Source organism: Paenibacillus ilasis, assembly GCF_043195395.1.
Taxonomy (GTDB): Bacteria; Bacillota; Bacilli; order Paenibacillales; family Paenibacillaceae; genus Paenibacillus_AQ; species Paenibacillus_AQ lautus.
Genome location: NZ_JBHDJG010000007.1, coordinates 1 through 22,957 on the forward strand (window position 1 = coordinate 1; position 22,957 = coordinate 22,957).

At 47.3% G+C, this 22,957-nt stretch carries 34 protein-coding genes and 1 rRNA gene; 3 read left to right on the forward strand and 32 right to left on the reverse strand.

Annotated elements, in window-relative coordinates:
• The 3 genes from ACETK5_RS31315 to ACETK5_RS31325 all read right to left on the reverse strand — a co-directional run.
• Positions 1 to 401, reverse strand: a 16S ribosomal RNA gene (locus ACETK5_RS31315); the annotation flags it as partial.
• 320 nt (positions 402 to 721) lie between these two features.
• Complete coding sequence (locus ACETK5_RS31320) at positions 722 to 952, reverse strand: hypothetical protein (protein ID WP_009592811.1); 231 nt, start codon at positions 950 to 952, stop codon at positions 722 to 724.
• Positions 953 to 1,162: 210 nt separating this feature from the next.
• Entirely contained in the window at positions 1,163 to 1,771 is a 609-nt protein-coding gene (locus ACETK5_RS31325; RefSeq protein ID WP_100541534.1) for a stage II sporulation protein M, read from the reverse strand.
• 97 nt (positions 1,772 to 1,868) lie between these two features.
• Between ACETK5_RS31325 and pdaB the strand changes: the two genes are divergently transcribed.
• Positions 1,869 to 2,672, forward strand: a complete 804-nt coding sequence (gene pdaB, locus ACETK5_RS31330) for a polysaccharide deacetylase family sporulation protein PdaB (RefSeq protein ID WP_100541535.1) — start codon at positions 1,869 to 1,871, stop codon at positions 2,670 to 2,672.
• 58 nt (positions 2,673 to 2,730) lie between these two features.
• On the opposite strand, the gene ACETK5_RS31335 is transcribed toward pdaB, so the two are convergent.
• Positions 2,731 to 3,324: a KinB-signaling pathway activation protein gene (locus ACETK5_RS31335; RefSeq protein ID WP_100541536.1), complete on the reverse strand. Its 594-nt coding sequence runs from the start codon at positions 3,322 to 3,324 to the stop codon at positions 2,731 to 2,733.
• 243 nt (positions 3,325 to 3,567) lie between these two features.
• On the opposite strand from ACETK5_RS31335, the gene gerD reads away from it, so the two are divergent.
• A complete protein-coding gene (gene gerD / locus ACETK5_RS31340; RefSeq protein ID WP_100541537.1) occupies positions 3,568 to 4,278 on the forward strand; it encodes a spore germination lipoprotein GerD in 711 nt (236 codons plus the stop codon).
• A gap of 67 nt (positions 4,279 to 4,345) precedes the next feature.
• Here the strand turns inward: gerD and ACETK5_RS31345 are convergent, their stop codons facing one another.
• From ACETK5_RS31345 to rplM, 8 genes are all read right to left on the reverse strand, one after another.
• On the reverse strand, positions 4,346 to 5,440 hold the full coding sequence (locus ACETK5_RS31345) for an Mrp/NBP35 family ATP-binding protein (RefSeq protein WP_100541538.1): 1,095 nt from the start codon (positions 5,438 to 5,440) through the stop codon (positions 4,346 to 4,348).
• A 62-nt stretch (positions 5,441 to 5,502) separates the two neighbouring features.
• Positions 5,503 to 6,276: an N-acetylmuramoyl-L-alanine amidase CwlD gene (gene cwlD, locus ACETK5_RS31350; RefSeq protein ID WP_100541539.1), complete on the reverse strand. Its 774-nt coding sequence runs from the start codon at positions 6,274 to 6,276 to the stop codon at positions 5,503 to 5,505.
• A 70-nt stretch (positions 6,277 to 6,346) separates the two neighbouring features.
• Positions 6,347 to 7,516: a sulfate adenylyltransferase gene (sat, locus tag ACETK5_RS31355; protein WP_394059654.1), complete on the reverse strand. Its 1,170-nt coding sequence runs from the start codon at positions 7,514 to 7,516 to the stop codon at positions 6,347 to 6,349.
• 57 nt (positions 7,517 to 7,573) lie between these two features.
• Entirely contained in the window at positions 7,574 to 8,266 is a 693-nt protein-coding gene (locus tag ACETK5_RS31360; protein WP_100541541.1) for a phosphoadenylyl-sulfate reductase, read from the reverse strand.
• A gap of 190 nt (positions 8,267 to 8,456) precedes the next feature.
• Positions 8,457 to 10,106 carry an MDR family MFS transporter gene (locus tag ACETK5_RS31365; protein ID WP_100541542.1) on the reverse strand — a complete coding sequence of 550 codons (1,650 nt, stop codon included), beginning with the start codon at positions 10,104 to 10,106 and terminating at the stop codon, positions 8,457 to 8,459.
• Between the two features lie 9 nt (positions 10,107 to 10,115).
• The gene (locus tag ACETK5_RS31370) at positions 10,116 to 10,565 is read right to left on the reverse strand and encodes a MarR family winged helix-turn-helix transcriptional regulator (protein WP_100541543.1); all 450 of its coding nucleotides are present in this window, start codon (positions 10,563 to 10,565) and stop codon (positions 10,116 to 10,118) included.
• 320 nt (positions 10,566 to 10,885) lie between these two features.
• The gene (rpsI, locus tag ACETK5_RS31375) at positions 10,886 to 11,278 is read right to left on the reverse strand and encodes a 30S ribosomal protein S9 (protein WP_006212891.1); all 393 of its coding nucleotides are present in this window, start codon (positions 11,276 to 11,278) and stop codon (positions 10,886 to 10,888) included.
• Between the two features lie 20 nt (positions 11,279 to 11,298).
• Positions 11,299 to 11,736 (reverse strand): 50S ribosomal protein L13, encoded by a 438-nt coding sequence (gene rplM, locus ACETK5_RS31380; RefSeq protein WP_100541544.1) that lies wholly within the window; start codon positions 11,734 to 11,736, stop codon positions 11,299 to 11,301.
• Positions 11,737 to 11,798: 62 nt separating this feature from the next.
• On the opposite strand from rplM, the gene ACETK5_RS31385 reads away from it, so the two are divergent.
• Positions 11,799 to 12,044: a hypothetical protein gene (locus ACETK5_RS31385; protein WP_165789789.1), complete on the forward strand. Its 246-nt coding sequence runs from the start codon at positions 11,799 to 11,801 to the stop codon at positions 12,042 to 12,044.
• 2 nt (positions 12,045 to 12,046) lie between these two features.
• Here the strand turns inward: ACETK5_RS31385 and truA are convergent, their stop codons facing one another.
• The 20 genes from truA to rplX all read right to left on the reverse strand — a co-directional run bounded on the left by truA (position 12,047) and on the right by rplX (position 22,943).
• Positions 12,047 to 12,829, reverse strand: a complete 783-nt coding sequence (gene truA, locus ACETK5_RS31390) for a tRNA pseudouridine(38-40) synthase TruA (protein ID WP_100541545.1) — start codon at positions 12,827 to 12,829, stop codon at positions 12,047 to 12,049.
• A gap of 404 nt (positions 12,830 to 13,233) precedes the next feature.
• Positions 13,234 to 13,599 carry a 50S ribosomal protein L17 gene (gene rplQ / locus ACETK5_RS31395; protein WP_071221011.1) on the reverse strand — a complete coding sequence of 122 codons (366 nt, stop codon included), beginning with the start codon at positions 13,597 to 13,599 and terminating at the stop codon, positions 13,234 to 13,236.
• A gap of 40 nt (positions 13,600 to 13,639) precedes the next feature.
• On the reverse strand, positions 13,640 to 14,584 hold the full coding sequence (locus ACETK5_RS31400; protein ID WP_071221012.1) for a DNA-directed RNA polymerase subunit alpha: 945 nt from the start codon (positions 14,582 to 14,584) through the stop codon (positions 13,640 to 13,642).
• Between the two features lie 134 nt (positions 14,585 to 14,718).
• Entirely contained in the window at positions 14,719 to 15,114 is a 396-nt protein-coding gene (gene rpsK / locus ACETK5_RS31405) for a 30S ribosomal protein S11 (RefSeq protein WP_009589209.1), read from the reverse strand.
• A gap of 19 nt (positions 15,115 to 15,133) precedes the next feature.
• Entirely contained in the window at positions 15,134 to 15,502 is a 369-nt protein-coding gene (gene rpsM, locus ACETK5_RS31410) for a 30S ribosomal protein S13 (RefSeq protein WP_006212897.1), read from the reverse strand.
• A gap of 20 nt (positions 15,503 to 15,522) precedes the next feature.
• On the reverse strand, positions 15,523 to 15,636 hold the full coding sequence (gene rpmJ / locus ACETK5_RS31415; protein WP_003333770.1) for a 50S ribosomal protein L36: 114 nt from the start codon (positions 15,634 to 15,636) through the stop codon (positions 15,523 to 15,525).
• A gap of 131 nt (positions 15,637 to 15,767) precedes the next feature.
• Positions 15,768 to 15,983 carry a translation initiation factor IF-1 gene (gene infA, locus ACETK5_RS31420; RefSeq protein ID WP_006212898.1) on the reverse strand — a complete coding sequence of 72 codons (216 nt, stop codon included), beginning with the start codon at positions 15,981 to 15,983 and terminating at the stop codon, positions 15,768 to 15,770.
• A gap of 2 nt (positions 15,984 to 15,985) precedes the next feature.
• Positions 15,986 to 16,291: a KOW domain-containing RNA-binding protein gene (locus tag ACETK5_RS31425; RefSeq protein WP_100541546.1), complete on the reverse strand. Its 306-nt coding sequence runs from the start codon at positions 16,289 to 16,291 to the stop codon at positions 15,986 to 15,988.
• A 9-nt stretch (positions 16,292 to 16,300) separates the two neighbouring features.
• Positions 16,301 to 17,053, reverse strand: coding sequence for a type I methionyl aminopeptidase (gene map / locus ACETK5_RS31430; protein WP_006212900.1), 753 nt, complete (start codon positions 17,051 to 17,053; stop codon positions 16,301 to 16,303).
• Positions 17,054 to 17,058: 5 nt separating this feature from the next.
• Positions 17,059 to 17,703 carry an adenylate kinase gene (locus ACETK5_RS31435; protein WP_100541547.1) on the reverse strand — a complete coding sequence of 215 codons (645 nt, stop codon included), beginning with the start codon at positions 17,701 to 17,703 and terminating at the stop codon, positions 17,059 to 17,061.
• Positions 17,704 to 17,792: 89 nt separating this feature from the next.
• The gene (gene secY / locus ACETK5_RS31440) at positions 17,793 to 19,091 is read right to left on the reverse strand and encodes a preprotein translocase subunit SecY (RefSeq protein WP_100541548.1); all 1,299 of its coding nucleotides are present in this window, start codon (positions 19,089 to 19,091) and stop codon (positions 17,793 to 17,795) included.
• On the reverse strand, positions 19,091 to 19,531 hold the full coding sequence (gene rplO / locus ACETK5_RS31445) for a 50S ribosomal protein L15 (RefSeq protein WP_006212903.1): 441 nt from the start codon (positions 19,529 to 19,531) through the stop codon (positions 19,091 to 19,093). Before rplO ends, secY begins: the two co-directional genes overlap by 1 nt.
• A gap of 46 nt (positions 19,532 to 19,577) precedes the next feature.
• A complete protein-coding gene (gene rpmD, locus ACETK5_RS31450) occupies positions 19,578 to 19,763 on the reverse strand; it encodes a 50S ribosomal protein L30 (protein ID WP_006212904.1) in 186 nt (61 codons plus the stop codon).
• Positions 19,764 to 19,775: 12 nt separating this feature from the next.
• Complete coding sequence (gene rpsE, locus ACETK5_RS31455) at positions 19,776 to 20,273, reverse strand: 30S ribosomal protein S5 (RefSeq protein ID WP_009589212.1); 498 nt, start codon at positions 20,271 to 20,273, stop codon at positions 19,776 to 19,778.
• 26 nt (positions 20,274 to 20,299) lie between these two features.
• The gene (gene rplR / locus ACETK5_RS31460) at positions 20,300 to 20,668 is read right to left on the reverse strand and encodes a 50S ribosomal protein L18 (RefSeq protein WP_071221017.1); all 369 of its coding nucleotides are present in this window, start codon (positions 20,666 to 20,668) and stop codon (positions 20,300 to 20,302) included.
• Positions 20,669 to 20,779: 111 nt separating this feature from the next.
• Positions 20,780 to 21,322 carry a 50S ribosomal protein L6 gene (gene rplF / locus ACETK5_RS31465; protein WP_071221018.1) on the reverse strand — a complete coding sequence of 181 codons (543 nt, stop codon included), beginning with the start codon at positions 21,320 to 21,322 and terminating at the stop codon, positions 20,780 to 20,782.
• A 29-nt stretch (positions 21,323 to 21,351) separates the two neighbouring features.
• Positions 21,352 to 21,750: a 30S ribosomal protein S8 gene (rpsH, locus tag ACETK5_RS31470; RefSeq protein WP_006212908.1), complete on the reverse strand. Its 399-nt coding sequence runs from the start codon at positions 21,748 to 21,750 to the stop codon at positions 21,352 to 21,354.
• Between the two features lie 33 nt (positions 21,751 to 21,783).
• The gene (locus tag ACETK5_RS31475; RefSeq protein ID WP_074961883.1) at positions 21,784 to 21,969 is read right to left on the reverse strand and encodes a type Z 30S ribosomal protein S14; all 186 of its coding nucleotides are present in this window, start codon (positions 21,967 to 21,969) and stop codon (positions 21,784 to 21,786) included.
• 46 nt (positions 21,970 to 22,015) lie between these two features.
• Complete coding sequence (gene rplE, locus ACETK5_RS31480; protein ID WP_007132558.1) at positions 22,016 to 22,558, reverse strand: 50S ribosomal protein L5; 543 nt, start codon at positions 22,556 to 22,558, stop codon at positions 22,016 to 22,018.
• A 28-nt stretch (positions 22,559 to 22,586) separates the two neighbouring features.
• Positions 22,587 to 22,943: a 50S ribosomal protein L24 gene (rplX, locus tag ACETK5_RS31485; RefSeq protein WP_006212910.1), complete on the reverse strand. Its 357-nt coding sequence runs from the start codon at positions 22,941 to 22,943 to the stop codon at positions 22,587 to 22,589.
• Positions 22,944 to 22,957: the final 14 nt, after the last annotated feature.

Below are 22,957 nucleotides of genomic sequence, written 5' to 3' on the forward strand. Positions count from 1 at the left end.
CGTCAGGCTTTCGCCCATTGCGGAAGATTCCCTACTGCTGCCTCCCGTAGGAGTCTGGGCCGTGTCTCAGTCCCAGTGTGGCCGTTCACCCTCTCAGGTCGGCTACGCATCGTCGCCTTGGTGAGCCATTACCCCACCAACTAGCTAATGCGCCGCAGGCCCATCCCCAAGTGACAGATTGCTCCGTCTTTCATTATTCCACAATGCTGTGAAATAAATTATCCGGTATTAGCTACCGTTTCCGGTAGTTATCCCAGTCTTGAGGGCAGGTTGCCTACGTGTTACTCACCCGTCCGCCGCTAACCTTCAGGAGTGCAAGCACTCCATCAGGTCCGCTCGACTTGCATGTATTAGGCACGCCGCCAGCGTTCGTCCTGAGCCAGGATCAAACTCTCCAATAAAGTTTGACTTGCTCATTTCTTAACTGACGAGAATTTGTTCAATTCTCTATTTCAACGTCCCACCGAAGTGGTTCGTTTTACTCACTCGTTGTTCAGTTTTCAAAGATCAATCTGTGTTTCTCTTTCGTCATCCGCATCTCAGCGGCGACTTTTATAATATATCATACTTCCTATCAACTTTGCAAGTACTTTTTTTAAAAAAGTTTTTTGAAGTTTGTTTTGAAGTTTGATGGCCGCCGGTTGGCGGCATCACCTTCGAAAAGGAAGCGAAAATTAATTTACCATATACTCAGCCGGTTAGTCAACACTTTTTCGCAGAATTAATGTTTGATTTGCGGAAACTTCCCGTTACGCGCATATTTGGAGAGTTCTTTCTGCGGGGCAAACCGGGCATACATGCGGAACACCGTTTTATATCGGTTAGCTATAGCCTGCCTGATGTTTTGGTCCAATCGTTGGTCGCTCAAATCCAGCAGCATCTCATCCAGTTCTTTTCGCAGTACATAATCAAGCTCTTTGCACTCTTTTTCATTGAATAGCATTCCCAGCATGATAGGACCTCCTTGTATAGTTAAGCGAACATGTAACGTCACTCCATCGGATTAAAGCTTCTCTTGCCTATGTAATGGTGATTAACCGTGTTGGCGGGATCTCTAAACCGAATGTATGCTGTCTGCGCATGATGATGAACGCCCTGTCCACGCAGCTCTCTCTTTACTCTGCTAAGCTGCTTTATTAGGTATGCACAATTTCAGGGGAAATTATGACATCAGCCACAACGTAATTGTACTTTCGATCATTGCGGCAACGAGCAGCAGCAAGACAACCCATAAGGAGGCAGTCCCCAGCTTACGCCAAAAGCCGCGCCACTCCGCGCCTATCCCGCTTCTGCGCTCGCCTGTCGCCGTTACGCTTCTTAACACCAGCCCGCCAAAAGCAAGACCATATCCGCAAGCGATCACTATGACCGGTATCTCGATGATCCCATGAGGCAGCAGTCCTTTCACAATCAGATCAAACAGACTCTCTCCGCTCTCCCCCACGACTTTCAGTAAGAAACCAATCACCATACCATTGATGACCAGGAAGAAGAACGGTATCACGCCAAGCAGCAGGCCTGAGAACATGACCAACACACTCTTAATGCTGTTGTTAAGAAAGATAAAGACAAAGAAGCTCCATTCCGGATGCTCGGAGGAACCCAGCTGCTGGCTAATCTCCCCTAATCCTTGAAGCTGACCTAGAAGGAATTGTTCGAACCCCTCTGAACTCGCTCCCGCCACGATTCCGGCTATAAATATGACCGCTGCCAGGAGCAATGCCTTCCGGATGGATCCTAAATCTCTGAGAAAATTGCTAAAACGTAACATTCGAGAACCTCCTAAATTGGTATAACTGGCAAGTACGAGCATATGTTGAAAGTGTAAACAAGCTATTGCACACTGAAGGGAGAGGGGCGTACGTATTATGAATTCTTTTTATGTATTCAACGGCAGAAAGATTAAGCGGTTTTTCTTCGTTCTTGCCGCAGCGATCTTTGCAATCGGCGTTATTTATGTGGAGAGTGACAACATCTCGGTCTTCTCCGAGAACAACCCGTCAGCGATTTACAGCGTGTCTACGGACAAGAAACAGATCGCGTTAACGTTTGACATCAGCTGGGGCGAAAAACGCGCAGAGCCTATTTTACAGGCCTTAAAGGACAATGGAGTTCAAAAAGCAACCTTCTTCCTGTCTGCGCCATGGAGCAAAACGCATCCCGATATCGTGAATGCCATTAAGGAAAGCGGATATGAAATCGGGAGCCACGGCTTCAAGCACGATAATTACAGCACGCTCACCGATGAGGAAATACGCAAGCAGATTTCTTCGGCACATACTATTTTAACCGCAATGACCGGACAAGAACCCAAATTAATACGGATGCCTAACGGAGATTTTGACAAAAGAGTGCTCGGTATAGCCCAAAGCCTTAACTACACGGTGATCCAGTGGGATACCGATTCCAGGGACTGGAAGAATATCGGCGTCGAGAAAATTGTGGACCGCGTAGTCTCCAAAGCGCACCCGGGAGACATCGTGCTGATGCACGCCAGTGACTCCGTGAAACAAACCCATGAAGCACTCCCACTTATCATCAAGGAACTTCGTAATAAAGGCTACGAGTTCGTTACGGTAACCGATCTGCTTCAACAGGGCAGCACCCAAGGCACCGAGGTTCGCGATCACGCTTCATTGCAGAAGAGCATCGAGGATGCAGGCGGACTATAAACTCTCGAGGAAGTCCTCCTGTAATTGAATAATGCTTAACAAAAAAAGAGCTAAGGTGTTAGCTCTTTTTTTCGTCCTGTGTTACTTTATGAAGCGTCAGAATTTGGTATGCATTACAGATCAGCAATGGTACCACCATAAAAATCGTGGCGTTGCTGACTCCAATTTGCAGTACACCGATAATCTCCACAATGGAAATCGCCATCATAAAGAAAAGGGTTGGAATCCATGCATTAGCATTTGTACTCTTCACTTTAAGATAAGCCACGACAACGGCAATAATCAAAATGGAAATACCCAAAATCAAATCTTGCTGCAAGCTAGTGGATCCGCCGACAAAGGTACGGAAGAACATCAGCTCCAGCAATGCTAGAACAGCCAACACAATCTGAATGTATTGCCAGGTTTTCCTGCGGAAAATGCCTATCCCCATATAATTTAAAGTCAGGTACGCAAAAAAGCCCATCTGGGAGTATACGCTCACCAGTGCCCCAGAGCCCAACAAAATCAGCGGGTATATCAATAAATCGGCCATTCCCGTGAATTCGATCGCGCCGTTAAACAACTGCAGGATCAGACCTACAATTAATGCCGCCACTGCCCCAACGAGCAGCGTTTTCAAAAACAATTTAGACCACTTTCGTAAGCTCAACTAACTTCCACCCCCACAGATCATTATTTTACCAACGTTCACAATAAAAAACCATTCTGAATCCGACATATTTCTGCAAATCCATCACATACTATGCGAAGAAGCGTAAGAAAAACATCTATCGGCGTACTTTTACAGAGGACTGACCGCATGCAGAGGATGTTTTTCTTGCGATTATCGAATTTGTTCAGCTCCGCTGAAAACTTATAAATTCAATGATCTTGAAAAAGGAGGACAACGGTAATGAAGTGGCCGTTATTTCGTTTATGTATTATCGTCTTCGTTGCTGCCGTGGTGCTTACCGCTTGTGGTGCAGAACAAAGCTCGTCCCCGCAGCTCGGATATAAAGAGATCAAGTCCATGGTGGTCGACATTCTCAAAACCGATGAAGGTAAAAAGGCGGTAGAGGAAGCGCTTGGCGGCGGATCCGGCGGTTCCTCCGGCAGCGGAGGCTCGATGGGAATGCGGATGATGTCCGCCCAGTCAGGGGATCAAATCCGGATGGCGGTTAAGGATACACTGGTGTCGGAGGAATATAAGAAGGAAATTGAGAAGATTATGACCGATCCGCAATTCGCCGGTGATTTTGCGAAAGCCATCAATTCCGAAAGCAAGCAGCTGCATATGCAGCTCATCAAGGACCCGACGTATCAAAAAGCGATTCAGGATATGTTAAAGTCTCCGGATGTGATGAAATCGTTTCTTGAATTGACCAATACCCCGGATTATCGCAAACAGTCCATGACCGTCATGCAGGAAGCTATGCAGAACCCGCTGTTCCGCATGGAGGTGCTGGAACTGCTCAAAACGGTTGTGAAAGACGAACTTCAGCCTAAAGTGGAGAAGAAAAAACAAGGCGAAGGACAGGGACAAGAAGAGCAAGGCGGCGGTGGTGAAGGTGGCGGTGAAGGTGAAGAAAGCGGAGAAGGCGGAGGCGGCGGAGGCGGCAGCTAAGCAACACATCCCATAAACGAAAACAAGCTCCCTACCTAGGGAGCTTGTTTCATAATATGGAACTTGTCTAAACGGATTCCTCCAGCTTAGCGGCAATTCTTGCGGCTATCTCATCGTAGATCCCTGCGCTCTCGGTACCTGCCTTATACACCGATGGGGAGAAATCAGGCTCTGATGGGTGGTTGTCCGGCGCGCCTAACGGAAGCTGCGCAAGCAGCTCGGTATGAAGCGTCTCGGCAAGCTTTCCGCCGCCTCCACGACCAAATACATAATCCTTCTCCCCGCCATGGGAACAGACATAATAGGACATATTCTCCACGACGCCCAAGATTTCGTGATCGGTCTGCAAGGCCATCGCGCCCGCTCTGGCGGCAACAAAAGCCGCGGTAGCATGCGGGGTGGTTACAATGATCTCTTTGCTCTGCGGAATCATCTGATGCACGTCAAGCGCTACGTCCCCTGTGCCTGGCGGCAGGTCCAGCAGCATGTAATCCAGATCCCCCCAAGCGACATCCGCGAAAAATTGACGCAGCATTTTGCCAAGCATCGGTCCGCGCCAAATCACCGGACTATTCTCCCGGATGAAGAAACCCATGGACATCACCTTGACACCAAAACGCTCAACCGGATGGATGACGCCCTCTTCGGTTACGGACGGCCCCTCTTCAATGCCCATCATGTCCGGTACGCTGAAGCCGTAAATATCCGCGTCAATCAAACCGACCTTCTTGCCTTGGCGAGCCAAAGCTGCAGCTAAATTCACCGTAACGGTGGATTTGCCAACGCCGCCTTTGCCGCTTGCAATCGCAATGAAATGAACGCCGGACTGCTCGCTAAGGAGCGTATTCTGCTCCATGCCGGCAGCATGCCCTTTGGTTAGCTTCTCACGATCGTTATCTTCCTCCCGGGTTGCTCCGCTAACAGCGTTGTCTAGAGGGCGCATGCGGATATGTATATCCTCCGCCCCCATAGCTTCAAGAATTTCTCTGATCTGCGCTTCCAGGGAAGCGCGTACATCTTCACTACTGTAAGTCACGGATAATCGGACCGTGCGTTCCTTTACAACAATATCTCGAATACGCTGGAGCTCCATCAGGCTCTTCCCGGTTTCGGGATCGCGTAAAGGCTGGAGTATCTCCTGTACCGTTTCTCTAGTCAGCATATAAGCACCTCTGCTCTATGTAATGGAATAGACAGTGTTTCGATTTCATGTCCATTATACCATTACTCTGCAGCTTGTGACGACTCGTTGGTGGACTCTCCGGAGGTATAACGCAGAATGCCATTATACACGGAAGCTGCGACCTTTCTCTGATATTTCTCATCACGGAGCAATTCGGATTCCTCTGGATGGGACAAGAAACCGACCTCCACCAGTGCAGATGGCATGCGCAGGGCCTGGAGCAAAAATACCTTATCATCCGTTTTGGCCAGACGCTGCGTATTCTCCAGGTTATGTCTGATTTCAGCCTGAATCCATTCGGCGAGTTTTTTACTTTCCCCGTTATTCGGAGGGAAAAAGGTCTGCGCCCCTCTCCATCGATTGGACGGAATGCTGTTCAGATGCATGCTGATAAACAGATCTGCTTTACTGTCCTCGATCATCCGCACGCGTTGTTTGAGGTCTTCCGTTTTACGCTTGGAATAGCCCTTTGTGCTTTCTGCAGCCAGATCGTAATCTCCTTCTCTTGTCATAATGACGAGCGCGCCTGCCTGCTGCAAATAATCCCGTAAATACAAGGTGATCGCCAGGTTTACATCCTTCTCTATGACACCTTGTCGGCTTACCGCCCCGCCATCTGGTCCGCCATGTCCTGCATCAAGGGCGATGACTTTGCCGGCAAGCGGCAAACTCCAGGTATTCGACGTTTTGGCAGATGGGATTTCGTATGTTACAACGATAATGAGCAGTGCCAGCAGCACAGCTCCAATCATGGTTTGCTTGATTCTCTTCAACGATATCCACACCGTAACCTTGTCCGTTCTCCGCCTGGACATAACAAAACCACCTCGTCCCATGAGTTGTTCTACTCCATCATATGGGACAAGGTGGCTATTTATGCCTTTGTTATACCGTAATCTGCTCTTTCATGCCTTCGATCAGCACTTGCGCGACTTCCGGACGCGTAAATTCCGGCGGTGGGCACTGCCCTTCGCGAAGCAAGCCACGGACTTTCGTTCCCGACAAAGTCAGATGATTTTCCTTAGGGTGCGGACATGTTTTGCTTGAGGCCATGTTTCCGCAAGTGGTGCAGAAGAAGCTGTGCTCGAAGAACAGCGGGGTAATACCCAACTCTTCTGCAGTGAAATTCCTGAAAATTTCCTGCGCCTCATACGTACCGTAATAGTCACCGACTCCTGCGTGATCCCGGCCAACGATAAAATGGGTGCATCCATAGTTTTTCCGAACCATGGCATGAAATACAGCTTCCCTAGGTCCCGCATAACGCATAGCAGCCGGAAATACGCCCAGGAAGGTGCGATCCGCGGGATAGTAGCTCTCCAGCAAGGTCAGATAGCTCTTCATTCGCACATTGGCAGGAACGTCATCCGATTTGGTCTCTCCTACAAGCGGATTGAGGAATAATGCGTCTACAATCTCCATTGCACTCTTCTGAATGTATTCATGTGCACGGTGAACCGGATTACGCGTCTGAAAGCCGACAACCGTATTCCAGCCCTTGGCTTTGAACTGTTCGCGGGTCTCTGCCGGATCAAAATAAAATTCGCCAAACCGTTCAGGCTGTGGACGATTCAAGACTTGGATCGGCCCGCCTACATAGGTCGAAGGACGTTCAAAAAGCTTCTTCACGCCTGGATGCTCCGGATCATCGGTCTTAAATACTTGAACAGCCTCGACTTGCTGATCCACCTGGTAGACGCTCTCTACATCGATAACGCCATAGACGACCCCATCTTCTTCGCCTACAAGTGCCGCCTTCTCGCCGACGACAAGTTTAGCCGCTGTCTGCTCATCAACAGCCAGTGTGACCGGTATGCTCCACACCGTACCGTCCGATAAACGCATAGAGGAAACCACAGACTTGTAATCCTGCTCGTTCAGAAATCCTTGCAATGGTGAAAATGCCCCGACCCCGATCAGATCCAGGTCCGATATGGTCCAGGCGTTTACAGGGACTTTATGAAGAGTCTCGACCTGTTTCAATAAATCTTCACGCTCTGCTCCTTGGGCTACCCGCTGTACCAGCGTACCGCCATGAGGGAGTATGGCTGTCATGAATAATTCCTCCTTCTTATGCTGTAACTATACGATCCTAAGTCGTTCATGATTGGTTTATTTATGAAGTCCGCACTCCGTCTTCTCATGACCTGACCAACGTCCAGCACGTGGATCTTCGCCTGGCATGACCTGTCGTGTGCAATGTTCGCAGCCAATGCTTGGATAATTCTGATCATGCAGCGGGTTGTAGATGATCTCGTTAGCTCGGATGTAGTTCCACACATCCTCGCTAGTCCAGCCTGCGATCGGATTGAACTTCACCAATCCGAACTTGGTATCGTACTCAATCTTCTTCGAATTAGCTCGGGTAGGCGCTTGATCTCTTCGTATCCCTGTAATCCAAGCCTCATATTGAGACAGAATCCGAGTCAATGGTTCTACCTTTCGGATGTTACAGCACTCCGTCGGGTTGACGCTCCATAATGCTTCACCATGCTGAGCCGCTTGCTCTTCCGGCGTAATGAGCGGAGAGACCCGCACGAATTCCAGGCCATAACGTTCGGCCATACGATCCCGCGTCTCGTATGTCTCCTTGAAATGAAAATCGGTATCCAGATAAAAAATATCCGTCGACGGGCTAATCTTTTGAATCATATCCACCAATACCACATCTTCTGCTCCAAAACTGCAAGCAAACGTTATATTGGGAAATGTCTTGATCGCAAATGCGATGACTTCCTCTGCCGATGCATGCTCAAGCTCTTCTGCTTGCACTCGGATCAAATCCTCTTTCTCCAGCAAATTCATGATTGGATGCCTCCCCCGTAATTATTCCCGATAATCCTACTGAAATAATATGAATTAAATACAGTATAAAACATTCCTAATAAATGTCAACCATCAAATCGATACCAATAAAAACGAAAAAGCCCTTCCTGCACAAGCAGAAAGGGCCTTCCTTCTCTTCAATTTCCAAACATTTTGACAAATACCAATCTTAGTCTGTTGTTGCCACCGATACCTCTTTAGTTCTAGTACCAGCACTGGCACTTTTCCCTTCCGAATCCTCGGGTTTGGGAGCCGATCCCTGATTCGAGGTCCGCAGTGGAATTTCTTTTAAGAAGAATACGAGCAGCAGTGCGACTACGAGAACTAACGTCCCTGTGAGGAACACCATCGACAATGTATTTCCAAGTGCATCGCGGATACTATCGATCATTTGTACGAATAATGGCTGTACCTCCGCAGGAAGACTTGCCTGCGTCTGCTCAATCAGCGGTTTATTCATCAGTGTCTGCGGATTGGCGAAGGAGAGCATCTGCTGAGCCAGCTGTGGATCCACAGAGCTAAAATCAGGTGCATTAGCTGACTGAAGAGCTTCCTTCAGATTCTTTGTCAGGTTGTTCGACATAACCGTACCCATGACCGCGATCCCGATCGTCCCCCCAAGATTACGGAACAATTGGGATGAAGCCGTTGCTACACCGAGCTCATTGTGGGGTACCGCATTCTGCGTAGCCAGTGAGAATACCGGCATACCCAAGCCAAGACCGATACCGAAAATAATGGTACTAACCACAGTAAGCCAGATGTTGTCCATGAACACCATAATTCCCATACCGACCATCATAATTGGAACTCCAAGAAGTGCGTACCGTTTGTACTTACCACTCTTCGCAATGAGTTGACCTGCTACGGCACTTGTACCCATCATGAAAATCGACATGGGTATAGTTACATAACCCGCATAGGTTGGTGAGATACCAAGTACACCTTGAACATAGAAGGAAATATAAATCATGGCACCCATCAAACCAAAGTTCATAAAAAATCCAATCAGATTAGAAACCGTAACGACACTATTTTTAAACAAACTAAGTGGCAATACAGGTTCCTTCGCTTTCATCTCTACCAAGATAAAGATAAGAGCCGATACAACCGAAGCTGCGATGAGTCCAATAATCTCCGGTGATCCCCAAGGATATTCCGTACCTGCCCAAGAAAAGGCCAGCAGTAAAGGAACGATAGACGTTGTAAGGAACAGAGATCCCAGATAGTCAATGGACTGTCCAGGTTTGCGTTCAACCTTCGGAAACAGCGTCCAGATCATGATAAAGGCCACTACACCCAGCGGCAGGAAGATCCAGAACAACCAACGCCATTCGATGTTATCGACCAGATACCCGCCTAGCGTAGGACCAAGGACACTGGAAAAACCGAATACCGCGGTCATCAGCCCCATCCATTTACCACGTTCCCGAGGAGGGAATAAGTCCCCGACCGACATAAATGCGGTTGACTGGATAATACCGGCACCTATGCCTTGAATACCACGATAAATAATGAACTGGTACACGTCTGTCGATGTGCCTGTTAGGAACGCCCCTAACATGAAAAATAATATACCGATCAAAATAAACGGTTTACGTCCGAACATGTCGGACAGCTTACCCACCAATATCGTTGCGATCGTTGATGTTAACAAATAAATGTTGATGGTCCATGTATAATAATCCATACCATCGAGAATGGCGATAATCCGCGGCATTGCGGTGCTTGTTATCGTCTGGTTAATGGCTGCGAAGAACATCGCAGCCATGATCGCTATCATAATTGAAATTTTACGTTTAAGCGTTAAATGCTCCATGCTCCACCTCTACCCATTGTGATTGTCTTTATCTATGTTTGACAGCATCAAGGAGAAGATTCTTCTCAAATGCTGAATGTCTTCCTCAGAGAGGAAGTTAAAAAAACCTTGAATCATTTCCTTCTGATCCTTCTTCACTTTCTTAATGATCTCAAGACCCGGTTCCAAGAGCGTGATGTTGACAACTCTGCGGTCATCCTCAGCGCGTTCTTTCTGCAGATATCCTTCTGCAACCAATTTATCCGTCAGTCCGGTTATAGCCGGCGGTGTCAGTGACAAGACTTCAGCAAGCTCCGATACCTTCAGAGGCCCGCGCAGCTTTAATACATACAGTACCTGAAATTGAGGAAAGCTTAAATTGTATTTCCCGGCGCTCGATTTGTTCCATTCCTGAGAAATGTTCTTCATCAGTGCCCGGAACATCGACGACACCTTAAAAATCTCTTCATTGCGATCCAACTATATCCCCCCTTCCCTGCTCCGAAAATTACTTATTTAATTAATGATTAAATATTAATTATTTAAGTACTTAATTAATTCGCAATAAATAATATATCTCTATTTACATATCAAGTCAAGTGGTTAACGATGTAAGAACATCCATATGCATATCCTTCTATCCGCAGGCTGTGCACATCATGTGAACAACCTACCCACATTTGGCGAACGAATTCCAAGTGTGTTGTCAATGATGTGCATATCTTTGTGGACAAACTACTTTCTGATAATGTAAAAAAGCCCTTGACCATAATGGCCAAGGGCTTGGTAAATCGGAAATATTAACGCTTGGAGAACTGAGGAGCGCGACGAGCTGCTTTAAGACCGTATTTTTTACGTTCTTTCATACGAGGGTCGCGAGTCAGGAATCCAGCTCTTTTCAGAGAAGGACGGAATTCTGGATCTGCTTTCAGAAGAGCACGGGAGATACCGTGACGAATTGCTCCAGCTTGACCGGAGATGCCGCCACCGTGAGCGATGACAAGCACGTCATATTTGCCCAGTGTTTCTGTCAGATTCAAAGGTTGTTTAACGATCAGTTTGAGTGTTTCCAAACCGAAATATTCATTAATATCACGTTTATTGATGACAATGCGTCCTTCACCCGGTACGAGGCGTACACGTGCTACCGAGTGTTTACGACGACCTGTCCCATAGTATTGTACTTGTGCCATGAAACTGTCCTCCTTTTTAATTAACCGCGAAGTTCATAAACTTCTGGTTTTTGTGCTTCATGTGGATGTGCTGTGCCTGCATATGCTTTCAGTCTCAGCTTCATTTTCTCGCCCATGCGAGTTTTAGGAAGCATTCCGTGAACCGCGCTTTCGATTACGCGCTCTGGGTATTTAGCAATCAGGTCTTGAGCTGCAGTTACTTTCAATCCACCTGGATGCAGGGAGTGACGATAGTATTTCTTGTTCTCCATCTTTTTGCCAGTGAGGTGGATTTTCTCGGAGTTGATAACAACCACGAAATCCCCTGTGTCAACATGTGGAGTGAATTGAGGCTTATGTTTGCCGCGGATCAGAGCCGCAACTTCACTTGCCAAACGGCCAAGCGTCTTGCCTTCGGCATCAACGATGTACCATTTGCGCTCAACTTCATTTGGCTTCGCCATATAGGTGGTACGCATGTATAGTTCCTCCTTGTATTCGTCCGAAAATCATCATTAATTTTCATTATTTATCTTCGATCATGTTTAAAGCATTGTCATGGTGTTGCAGTCTTGCATTCGGTATTTTCTTAACCGGGGCTGTGGGAGAGCCGTTAAGAAAACACAACTTATATAATACAGGATTACGCCCACTTCCGCAAGTGTTTTTTGGTTTTCCACCTTACACCATGCGTGTTATTCAAACAAGTCACCCATCACGTCCAGAAGCGATTTCTTCTTCTTTTTGTGATCGCCTGGTCCGTGGTCTAAATATCGACGGTCATTGAGGTTAACCCTTCTCGGCGATATCATACTCCACTTCCCATAACATCAGGCCCTTGCCCATAGCTGTTGGACCGGCTGCTGCCCGGTTTTTGGCTTCCAGTATGACCAACATGTCATCCGGATGGCGCTTACCTTCCCCTACCTCAATCAACGTCCCCATAATAATCCGAACCATATGCTGCAGAAACCCATTCCCGGATACATACGTATGAATGACTCCTTGATCTCTCGTGCCCGGACGGCACATGGACGTATCCTTCTCGATCCAAGCATCAAAAATAGTACGAACATGGGACGGCTTCGTCGACTTCCGTGACGCAAACGTTGTATAGTCATGCGTTCCGATCAGATGAGAAAGTCCCTGCTCCATCGCTGCGATATCCAGTTTCCCATGATGGTGGATCTGGTACCGCCGGTTAAATAGATCCGGATATTGGTTTGCATTGATGGTAAAACGATAGGTTTTCCGTTTCGCTGCGTGGCGGGAATGGAATTCCATAGGTACCTCCATCGCATCCGAAACCACGATATCTTCCGGCAGCCAAGTGTTTAATGCCATACACCAACGCTCTACGGGAATTGGAGAAGCTGTGTAGAAGTTGAATACCTGGGCACGAGCATGCACCCCGGCATCTGTCCGGCCAGAAGCCGTAATCTTAAGCTGTTCACCAGACAAACGGCGGATCGCTTCCTCCAAATAATCCTGAATCGTGTGACCACCGGGCTGGGTCTGAAAGCCGTTATAATCGGTACCGTCGTAACTGACCTTCATCAGAAGATTACGCATTGCTGACCTCCTGAGTGCTTTCATCGAAATACGCCGCAACAACGAAAGCCTGTACACATTATAAGAAAACATCAATCGCGGCTTTTCTCAAGGATGAGCGACCGCGATTAGAAGGTAGGTTTTCTTGGGATATAGAATTGCATCAGCTTCGCTGACAACCTATAAATTCTATATCTATCAAAAAAGAGCCCCATAGGAGCTCCTTTTCATCATGTTAAGCCGAACCCTTCGAGTCAGCCACATGACTAGAAGGTCCCCGTTATTGTTGCCCATGGAGTAGTCGAGACGAGTCGAACCAAATGATCGACTATATCTCGCACCACTTCCCGTTCATGGCTCCAAGAATAAACATCTACGGAGCCGGGCATACATAACTACAGTCACTTCAATGGAACAAAGCTAATTTACGCGCGATCTACCAGTTCCAAGTAAACCATTGGAGCTGCGTCACCACGACGAGGACCCAGTTTCAGGATACGAGTGTATCCGCCTGGACGCTCGGAGTAACGAGGAGCGATTTCGGAGAACAATTTTTGGATTGCATCTTGTTCACCGTCTACTGTTTCACGACGCACGAATGCAGCTACTTGACGACGAGCGTGAAGATCACCTTTTTTTGCTTTTGTGATCAACTTCTCAGCGATCGAACGAACTTCTTTCGCTTTGGCTTCAGTCGTTTGAATGCGCTCATATAAGAAAAGGTCGGTTACCAGGTCACGGAACAACGCTTTACGCGCACTGGAATCGCGGCCCAACTTTTGGTATGCCATGTGTTTTTTCCCTCCTTTGCTAAGCTAAGCCGAATCTATGCTATTCTTCCGTACGAAGTCCCAGGCCCAACTCTTCAAGCTTCTCTTGAACTTCCTCCAAGGATTTGCGTCCGAGGTTCCGGACTTTCATCATATCCTCTTCGGTTTTCGTGGTCAGCTCTTGTACCGTATTAATGCCGGCACGTTTCAAGCAGTTGTAGGAACGAACGGAAAGATCCAGCTCTTCGATCGTCATTTCAAGCACTTTTTCTTTCTTGTCTTCTTCTTTCTCAACCATGATCTCCGCATCCTTCGCTTCGTCGGTCAGACCTACGAAGAGGAACAGATGCTCAGTCAAGATTTTCGCGCCGAGACTAACAGCTTCTTCCGGGCGGATGCTGCCATCCGTCCAAATTTCAAGCGTCAGTTTATCGTAGTTGGTTACTTGACCAACACGCGTATTTTCCACACCGTAGTTAACACGGCTAATCGGAGTATAGATCGAATCGACGGGAATGACGCCGATAGGCTGGTCATCGCGTTTGTTCCGATCCGCCTGGACATAGCCACGACCGCGACTGGCAAAAATACGCATATGAAGTCTTGCACCAGGGCCGAGCGTTGCAATATGAAGATCTGGGTTCAGAATCTCCACATCACTATCCGCACGGATGTCACCAGCAGTAACAACCCCTTCACCCTCCGCATCAATCTCGAACACTTTCTCTTCATCGGAATGAATTTTCAGAGACAAAGCTTTCAGGTTCAGGATGACCTCGGTCACGTCTTCCATGACACCCGGAATCGTGGAAAATTCATGCAGTACGCCATCGATTTGAATCGATGTGACTGCAGCTCCCGGTAGTGAGGATAACAAGATGCGGCGAAGCGAGTTCCCCAGCGTCGTGCCATACCCTCTCTCCAGAGGCTCAACTACGAATTTCCCATAGGTTCCATCTTCATTGACATCAACGGTCTCAATTTTCGGCTTTTCGATTTCAATCACGCAAGTACCCCTCCTTCAAACGTCGCTCCTATATGAAACTGTCATCTTATCCAGTAATCCATGTAGTAGTATGCCTAAACAACCATTATTAGCAGATTGCAACGGAATTATACCACATTAACAGGATGACTTCATTATACGCGACGACGTTTTGGTGGGCGGCATCCGTTATGTGGAATTGGTGTAACGTCTTTGATCAGGTTTACTTCGAGACCTGCTGCTTGCAGAGAACGAATTGCTGCTTCACGACCAGCACCAGGACCTTTAACCATTACTTCCACCGCTTTCATACCGTGTTCCATAGCCGCTTTGGCAGCTGTTTCAGCAGCCATTTGCGCAGCGAACGGGGTCGACTTACGGGAACCTTTAAATCCAAGGCCGCCGGAGCTTGCCCAAGAAATCGCGTTTCCGTGAGGATCCGTAATCGTTACGATTGTATTGTTGAATGTGGAGCGGATATGAGCCACGCCACTTTCAATATTTTTGCGGTCACGACGTTTAGTACGTACGACTTTTTTTGGTTTAGCCATTGTCTATTATCCCCCTTTCTTATTTCTTCTTGTTCGCTACGGTACGACGAGGACCTTTACGTGTACGAGCATTCGTTTTAGTACGTTGACCACGAACAGGCAATCCACGACGGTGACGAATACCGCGGTAGCAGCCGATCTCCGTGAGACGTTTAATATTTAAGGAAATTTCACGACGCAGGTCACCTTCTACCTTAACCATACCATCGATCGTTTCGCGCAATTTGCTGACTTCATCTTCTGTCAAATCACGGACACGAGTGTCTGCATTGATTCCAGTTTCTTTCAGTACTTTCTGGGAAGTCGTTTTACCGATTCCGAAAATGTAAGTCAAGGCGATCTCAACGCGTTTGTCACGTGGCAAATCCACACCAGCTATACGAGCCATTTTACGCTACACCCCCTTCTTTAACCTTGTTTTTGTTTGTGTTTCGGATTTTCACAGATAACCATTACGTTCCCTTTGCGGCGAATGACTTTGCATTTTTCGCAAATAGGCTTTACAGAAGGTCTTACCTTCATGCTAATTACCTCCTCCAAGTTTTACATTGTAAAACCAGCTTCGAAACTAAAGTAGTTTGTTACCGCTGCTGAGTTTTACGTCAGTAAAACCGCTTCGCAGCTTTCCTTGATTCCCCAGGGGAACCTTGAATCTATTTACGGTACGTGATACGACCTTTGGTTAAATCATACGGCGAGAGTTGAACAACCACTTTGTCTCCTGTAAGGATACGGATAAAGTGCATCCGCAGCTTTCCGGAAACATGAGCGAGAATCTGATGACCATTCTCCAGCTCGACTTTAAAGGTAGCATTCGGCAACGGCTCAATGACCGTTCCTTCGACTTCAATGACATCTTCTTTAGCCACAGTTAGTCTCCTTTCTGATCTGCCTTGGATTTATCGGATACAAACCGGTCCAGTGCGAAACGCAGTTTACCGTTTGTAACCCGACCGCTTTCTTGCAAACTGTTTACCACTTCACTGCTAATGTAGGATTGAGGTTCAAGATGAAGAACATTCTTCTTCTTGGCCCCGTCAAACTTGCGTTTGTCCCCATCCGCAATCAACACGAACCTGCTGTCCTCAATCGAAACGATAACGGCATACTGTCCGGCATCTCTACCTTTCAGTATCTTAACAATCTGACCGGGTTGAAGCATGACTTCATTATTCATGTTATCACCCTATTCCGGCAGCTTCGTCAAAATTTCCATGCCATCCGGCGTGACTGCTACCGTATGCTCGAAGTGAGCACATAGTGAGCCGTCTACCGTTACAACCGTCCAGTTGTCTTCCAGCGTCTTGACATTCCGTTTACCCGCATTGACCATCGGCTCGATCGCGAGCACCATGCCCGGTTTGAGTCTTGGTCCGCGGTCTGGGATGCCATAGTTCGGAATTTGCGGATCCTCATGCAGATCGGTACCCACACCATGACCAACGTATTCCCGGACGACAGAGAACCCTGCATCCTCGATGTGACGCTGTATGGCATGAGAGATTGTAAACAAGCGGACATCGGGTTTGATTAGCGCAAGTCCAGCATAGAGCGATCCTTCCGTTACGTCCAGCAGACGCTGGGCTTCTTCGGAAATCTCTCCTACAGCGTAGGTCCATGCCGAGTCACCATGGTAACCCTGGTACTGTGCACCGATATCAAACGTAACGATATCGCCCTCGATTAATTTGCGTTTGCCTGGAAATCCATGCACCAATTCTTCGTTGACTGATGCGCAAATGCTGGAAGGAAATCCGTTGTAGCCTTTAAAAGATGGCACAGCGCCTTGGCTTCGAATGAACTTGTCGGCCATAAGGTCAAGCTCCCCGGTCGTAATGCCCGGTTCTACATGAGCGGCAAGGAGTTTGTGGCATTCCGCCACGATCCTTCCTGCCTCTCTCATCAAGCTCAGTTCCGTTTCGGATTTACAAATGATCATTATACTTAACCTCTCAGTATAGACGCAATTTGTGATGAAACCACGTCGATTTCCTGATCACCATCGATTTGACGCAAAAGACCTTTGTTCTCATAAAACGTGAGGAGTGGTGCTGTTTTGTTGATATATTCGTCTAAACGAATGCCGACGCTCTCTTCGTTATCATCGGAGCGCTGGTACAATTCGCCGCCGCATTTATCACAAATGCCTTCCTGTTTAGGAGGATTAAAGATCACATGATAAGTCGAACCACAGTTTTTGCAAATCCGGCGGCCGGTAAGGCGAGCCAGAAGCTTTTCCCGATCAACTTTCAGGTTGATGACGTGATCGAGACCAGTATTCAAGCGGGCGAGAATCTCATCCAGCGCTTCCGCTTGCGAAAGGGTTCTTGGAAAACCGTCCAATAAAAAACCTTTTTCGCAATCGGACTGCTGCAAACGCTCCTCCACAATACCAATCGTTACGTCATCCGGTACCAGCAGCCCCTGATCCATGAATTCCTTCGCTTTAATCCCGATGGGAGTTCCTTGTTTGATCGCCAGACGAAATGCATCGCCTGTTGAAATATGAGGAATACCGAATTCATTCACGATGTTTTCTGCTTGCGTCCCTTTTCCTGCCCCAGGAGGACCCATGAATAAGATGTTCACCTTACGTCACTCCCTCCCCTTGATTGACTAGCAAGAACAACACAATAGGCGCCGGGAAGCGATACAGACCACTCGCCGGAACCTATCGCCTATTTATTGATAAAACCTTTGTAGTGACGTTTGATCAGTTGGCTTTCGATCTGCTTCATCGTATCCAGTGCAACACCGACCACGATCAAGAGGGACGTACCACCAATCTGAACTGTACGAGGAAGACCTGCAAGTGATCCAAAGAACACCGGAAGCACGGAGATCACGGCCAGGAACAATGCTCCTGTCATGGTCAAACGGGTCATAACCCGAGTCAGATACTTCTCGGTAGCTTTACCAGGACGAATGCCCGGTACATAGCCGCCGTTCTTCTTCATATTATCAGCCATTTGGTTCGGGTTCATCTGCACGAAGGTGTAGAAGAACGTGAAACCAATGATCATGAGTACATACAGTACCATTCCAAGCGGGCTGTCATAAGCCAGGTTCGCCGTAATCCACTTTGCCCAATTCATGTGTGCCCAGAAGCTGGCGAGGATAACCGGGAATTGCAGCAATGACATCGCAAAGATTACCGGAATAACGCCTGCTCCGTTAATCTTGAGTGGAATGTGTGTGTTCTGTCCGCCGTACATTTTGTTTCCTACAACACGCTTCGCGTATTGAACCGGAATCTTACGGATACCTTGCTGAATGAATACAACACCGGTAATGATCAAAATCAAAATCAGAAGGATGATAACACCCTTCAGAATGTTCATAAACACTTGACCATCCTGAATGAAGTTCGATTCAATCGTTGTCCGAATGTGCATTGGAATACCAGCAGCGATACCAGCAAAGATAATGATCGAAATACCGTTACCGATTCCGCGTTCCGTAATCTGTTCACCGAGCCACATCAAGAATGATGTACCTGCAGTAAGCACGATCGCGATAACAACAAAGTCGATAAAGGTTGCTCCAGGAACCATTTCGGCACCATACAGGCGGTTAAACCCGACGGACATACCGAACGCCTGAATCAAACCCAATATTACCGTACCATAACGAGTAATTTGAGCCAACTGCTTCTTCCCGTGTTCCCCTTGTTTGTTCCATTCCGCAAACTTTGGAATGACGTCCATCGACAGCAACTGCACGATAATGGACGAAGTAATATATGGAAATATCGAAAGGGCGAAGATCGAAAACTGCGATAGTGCGCCCCCCGAGAACGTGTTAAGAAGACCGAACAACTCATTGCCTGCCTGATTCGTCTGGGTAAAAACATCTTTGTTAACACCGGGAACCGGAACAAATGATCCAATACGGAAGATGATCAGAACGAATAAGGTGAACAAGATACGCTTGCGAAGGTCATCCACACGCCATATATTTTTCAGGGTCTTAAACATTAGATCACCTCGGTTTTACCGCCGGCAGCCTCGATCTTCTCTACCGCAGATTGAGAAAACTTATTAGCTTTTACAGTCAAAGAAACGGTAACTTCACCGTTGCCAAGAATTTTGATTCCGCTCTTTGTATTGTTAACAATACCGCTCTCAACCAAAACTTCTGGAGTCACTTCAGTACCTGCTGCAAAGCTGTTAAGTTCTTCGATGTTCACAATCGCGTACTCTTTCCGAGTTGGGTTTACGAAACCGCGCTTCGGAAGACGACGATACAATGGGTTCTGTCCACCTTCGAAGCCTGGACGTACACCACCGCCGGAACGAGAGTTTTGTCCTTTGTGACCGCGACCCGACGTTTTACCCGTACCGCTACTAGTACCGCGTCCAACGCGCTTGCGTTCTTTGCGGGATCCAGGTGCTGGGCTCAGCTCATGTAACTTCATCGTTCGTTGCACCTCCTTAATATGTCCGGGAATAAACTGCCCGGGATTAACCTTCGATTTCTTTAACAGAAACCAGGTGATTTACTTTCTTGATCATTCCGCGAATTGCAGCATTGTCGCTTTGAACCACGGAATGGTTGATTTTGCGAAGTCCGAGTGTTTTCACGGTTGCACGCTGATCCTCTGGACGACCAATCACGCTGCGTACGAGGGTGATTTCAAGTTTAGCCATGAGATTCCCTCCTTAACCCAACAGCTCTTCGACGGATTTGCCGCGAAGCTTGGCAACATCTTCAACACGCTTCAGGCGGGACAACCCTTCCAAAGTCGCATTGACCATGTTCATGGAGTTCGAAGAACCTAGAGATTTTGTCAAAATGTCGCCTACGCCAGCCAGTTCAAGTACTGCACGAACCGGTCCGCCAGCGATAACTCCAGTACCTTCAGATGCCGGCTTCAACAATACTCGGCCTGCTCCGAAGTGACCTGTTACGAGGTGAGGAATAGTTGTTCCAACAAGTGGAATGTGAATCAGGTTTTTCTTAGCATCTTCAATACCTTTGCGGATTGCATCCGGTACTTCGCCTGCTTTACCGATACCTGCTCCTACCCAACCTTTGCCATCACCGACAACTACCAGTGCGCTAAAGCTAAAGCGACGTCCGCCTTTTACAACTTTAGCAACGCGGTTAATGTTTACTACTCTTTCAGTCAGTTCTAAAGTGTTAGGATCTACACGCAAGTCGTTTACCTCCTTTTGAAAATATCTTAGAATTCAAGGCCTGCCTCGCGAGCTGCCTCTGCAAGTGCTTGAATACGTCCATGATACAAGTAGCCACCACGATCGAATACGATCACTTTGTAACCTTTGTCTGCAGCACGTTTTGCAACGAGTTCGCCGACTTTACGAGCGGATTCAACGCTTCCGCCGTTCTTGATGTCGTTAGCCAGTTCTTTATCCAGCGTAGAAGCTGATGCCAAAGTCACGCCAGCCACGTCGTCGATCAATTGAGCATAGATGTGTTTCGAAGAACGGAACACGTTCAGACGTGGACGTTCTGCTGTGCCTTGGATTTTCTTACGGACACGCAGGTGTCTTTTCAGACGAGCTTTGTTCTTGTCTTGTTTCGTGATCATGCTTCCATTTCCTCCCTTCAGTTTTGCCTTAAGAGCTTCACTTTTAGACGCATCGGGTAAGTATGGGAGAAGAAGTAAGTTATCCACCAAGTGAATCCCCGGTTAACTAACTTATTTCTTCTTACCAGCTTTACCTTCCTTACGGATAATGCGTTCACCTTCGTATTTAATCCCTTTACCTTTGTATGGCTCAGGCTCACGTACGGAACGAATCTTAGCAGCGTATGCACCTACGCGCTCTTTATCGATACCGCGAACCGTGATTTTCGTGTTTGCCGGTACGTCGAACTCAATACCTGGCTCCGGTGTAATTTCAACTGGGTGGGAGTAACCCACGTTCAGAACGATTTTATCTCCGGATTTGCTTGCACGGTATCCGACACCTACCAACTCAAGGTTTTTCGAGAATCCTTCAGTTACACCGTTGACCATATTCGAGACAACGCTGCGGGTCGTGCCGTGAAGAGAGCGATGTGTTTTGTTGTCGGAAGGACGAACAACATTGATCTCGTTGTTTTCTACTGTAATTTGCATGTCTTTATGCAGTTCACGAGTCAAGGTACCTTTAGGTCCTTTAACAGTGATTACAGTGTTATCCAGTGTGACTTCCACACCGTTTGGAATAGCAATTGGTTTACGACCAATACGGGACATTCATTACACCTCCTATCTTGTGACGTTGATTACCATACGTAGCAGAGAACTTCTCCGCCAGCTTTGGATTGACGAGCTTCTTTGTCGGTCATAACTCCCTTAGACGTGGAGATGATCGCAATACCCAAACCACCAAGTACGCGAGGTACTTCGTTGCTCTTCGTGTAAACGCGAAGACCTGGTTTGCTGATTCTTTTCAGACCTGTGATTACACGTTCGTTGTTGGAACCATATTTCAGGAATACACGAATGATCCCTTGTTTATTGTCTTCCACAAACTCTGCATCACGGATGAAGCCTTCACGCTTCAAAATGTCAGCGATTTGTTTTTTAATCGTCGAAGCAGGCATTTCTACTGTTTCGTGGCGAACCGTGTTCGCGTTACGAATACGAGTTAGCATATCTGCAATTGGATCGGACATAGTCATGTAGGATAAACCTCCTTCCCGTTTATAAACTTCTTACCAGCTTGCTTTTTTCACGCCAGGAATCTGGCCTTTATAAGCTAATTCACGGAAACAAATTCTGCAAATTTTAAACTTCTGCAGTACCGAATGTGGGCGACCACAACGTTCACAACGGGTATATGCCCGTACTTTGTATTTCGGTGTACGTTGTTGTTTAACTTTCATCGAAGTTTTTGCCACTTAGCCTGACACCTCCTAAATAGTTTCGGAGAAAAGGACAACCGTCTTATTTCGCGAAAGGCATGCCCAGTTGAGCAAGCAGTTCACGGGATTCTTCGTCGGTTTTAGCAGTCGTTACGATAACGATATCCATACCGCGAACTTTATCCACTTTGTCATACTCAATTTCAGGGAAAATGAGTTGCTCTTTCAGACCGAGCGTATAGTTACCGCGTCCGTCAAATGCTTTGGTGGACACGCCTTGAAAGTCACGTACACGTGGAAGTGTAACGTTGAACAGCTTGTCGAGGAAGTAGTACATACGCTCACCGCGCAATGTTACCTTCACACCGATTGGCATGTTCTCACGCAGTTTGAATCCCGCGATGGATTTCTTCGCACGGGTGATAACCGGTTTTTGACCAGCAATCAGCTGCATGTCGTTCACAGCGGAATCAAGCACCTTTGAGTTAGCTACAGCGTCACCTACACCCATGTTGATGACAACCTTCTCGATTTTTGGTACTTGCATTACTGTCTTATAGCTAAACTTCTGCATCAGAGCAGGAGTTACTTCGTTCAAAAAACGTTCTTTCATTCTTGCTGCCATGATTCAAGGACCTCCTTTCTAAACCGTCTTATTTATCGATAACTTCTCCGGATCTTTTTGCTACGCGAACTTTTTTGCCGTTGTCCAGTACTTTGTAACCGATACGGGTTACTTTTCCGCTCTTCGGATCAACGTGCATAACGTTCGATACATGGATCGGAGCTTCCTTCTCGATGATACCGCCTTGTGGGTTCATTTGGTTTGGCTTCTGGTGCTTCTTGATCATGTTCACACCTTCAACCAAAACACGATTTTCACGAGGGTACGCTGCGATGACACGGCCTTTTTTGCCTTTGTCTTTACCGCTGATGACGATAACTGTATCATCTTTTTTCACGTGCAGTTTGTTGCTATGGGATTCCAGAACTTTTTTCACTTTAGGCATTCGTTACACCTCCT

What these genes read in the sequence shown, in the direction of transcription:
- ACETK5_RS31325 (WP_100541534.1), bottom strand. Translation starts at nt 1,771, where the DNA reads ATGTTACGTTTTAGCAATTTTCTCAGAGATTTAGGATCCATCCGGAAG.
- ACETK5_RS31345 (WP_100541538.1), bottom strand. Translation starts at nt 5,440, where the DNA reads ATGCTGACTAGAGAAACGGTACAGGAGATACTCCAGCCTTTACGCGAT.
- rplR (WP_071221017.1), bottom strand. Translation starts at nt 20,668, where the DNA reads ATGATCACGAAACAAGACAAGAACAAAGCTCGTCTGAAAAGACACCTG.
- rplO (WP_006212903.1), bottom strand. Translation starts at nt 19,531, where the DNA reads ATGAAGTTACATGAGCTGAGCCCAGCACCTGGATCCCGCAAAGAACGC.
- gerD (WP_100541537.1), top strand. Translation starts at nt 3,568, where the DNA reads ATGAAGTGGCCGTTATTTCGTTTATGTATTATCGTCTTCGTTGCTGCC.
- ACETK5_RS31385 (WP_165789789.1), top strand. Translation starts at nt 11,799, where the DNA reads ATGTTTAAAGCATTGTCATGGTGTTGCAGTCTTGCATTCGGTATTTTC.
- ACETK5_RS31425 (WP_100541546.1), bottom strand. Translation starts at nt 16,291, where the DNA reads ATGAATAATGAAGTCATGCTTCAACCCGGTCAGATTGTTAAGATACTG.
- secY (WP_100541548.1), bottom strand. Translation starts at nt 19,091, where the DNA reads ATGTTTAAGACCCTGAAAAATATATGGCGTGTGGATGACCTTCGCAAG.
- map (WP_006212900.1), bottom strand. Translation starts at nt 17,053, where the DNA reads ATGATCATTTGTAAATCCGAAACGGAACTGAGCTTGATGAGAGAGGCA.
- rpmD (WP_006212904.1), bottom strand. Translation starts at nt 19,763, where the DNA reads ATGGCTAAACTTGAAATCACCCTCGTACGCAGCGTGATTGGTCGTCCA.
- ACETK5_RS31365 (WP_100541542.1), bottom strand. Translation starts at nt 10,106, where the DNA reads ATGGAGCATTTAACGCTTAAACGTAAAATTTCAATTATGATAGCGATC.
- rplF (WP_071221018.1), bottom strand. Translation starts at nt 21,322, where the DNA reads ATGTCCCGTATTGGTCGTAAACCAATTGCTATTCCAAACGGTGTGGAA.
- sat (WP_394059654.1), bottom strand. Translation starts at nt 7,516, where the DNA reads ATGACAGCCATACTCCCTCATGGCGGTACGCTGGTACAGCGGGTAGCC.
- ACETK5_RS31320 (WP_009592811.1), bottom strand. Translation starts at nt 952, where the DNA reads ATGCTGGGAATGCTATTCAATGAAAAAGAGTGCAAAGAGCTTGATTAT.
- rpsH (WP_006212908.1), bottom strand. Translation starts at nt 21,750, where the DNA reads ATGACTATGTCCGATCCAATTGCAGATATGCTAACTCGTATTCGTAAC.
- rplX (WP_006212910.1), bottom strand. Translation starts at nt 22,943, where the DNA reads ATGCCTAAAGTGAAAAAAGTTCTGGAATCCCATAGCAACAAACTGCAC.
- rplQ (WP_071221011.1), bottom strand. Translation starts at nt 13,599, where the DNA reads ATGGCATACCAAAAGTTGGGCCGCGATTCCAGTGCGCGTAAAGCGTTG.
- rplM (WP_100541544.1), bottom strand. Translation starts at nt 11,736, where the DNA reads ATGCGTACCACCTATATGGCGAAGCCAAATGAAGTTGAGCGCAAATGG.
- truA (WP_100541545.1), bottom strand. Translation starts at nt 12,829, where the DNA reads ATGCGTAATCTTCTGATGAAGGTCAGTTACGACGGTACCGATTATAAC.
- pdaB (WP_100541535.1), top strand. Translation starts at nt 1,869, where the DNA reads ATGAATTCTTTTTATGTATTCAACGGCAGAAAGATTAAGCGGTTTTTC.
- rpsK (WP_009589209.1), bottom strand. Translation starts at nt 15,114, where the DNA reads ATGGCTAAACCAAAAAAAGTCGTACGTACTAAACGTCGTGACCGCAAA.
- cwlD (WP_100541539.1), bottom strand. Translation starts at nt 6,276, where the DNA reads ATGTCCAGGCGGAGAACGGACAAGGTTACGGTGTGGATATCGTTGAAG.
- rpsM (WP_006212897.1), bottom strand. Translation starts at nt 15,502, where the DNA reads ATGGCTCGTATAGCTGGTGTGGATTTGCCACGTGACAAACGCGTTGAG.
- rpmJ (WP_003333770.1), bottom strand. Translation starts at nt 15,636, where the DNA reads ATGAAGGTAAGACCTTCTGTAAAGCCTATTTGCGAAAAATGCAAAGTC.
- rplE (WP_007132558.1), bottom strand. Translation starts at nt 22,558, where the DNA reads ATGGCAGCAAGAATGAAAGAACGTTTTTTGAACGAAGTAACTCCTGCT.
- ACETK5_RS31360 (WP_100541541.1), bottom strand. Translation starts at nt 8,266, where the DNA reads ATGAATTTGCTGGAGAAAGAGGATTTGATCCGAGTGCAAGCAGAAGAG.
- rpsI (WP_006212891.1), bottom strand. Translation starts at nt 11,278, where the DNA reads ATGGCACAAGTACAATACTATGGGACAGGTCGTCGTAAACACTCGGTA.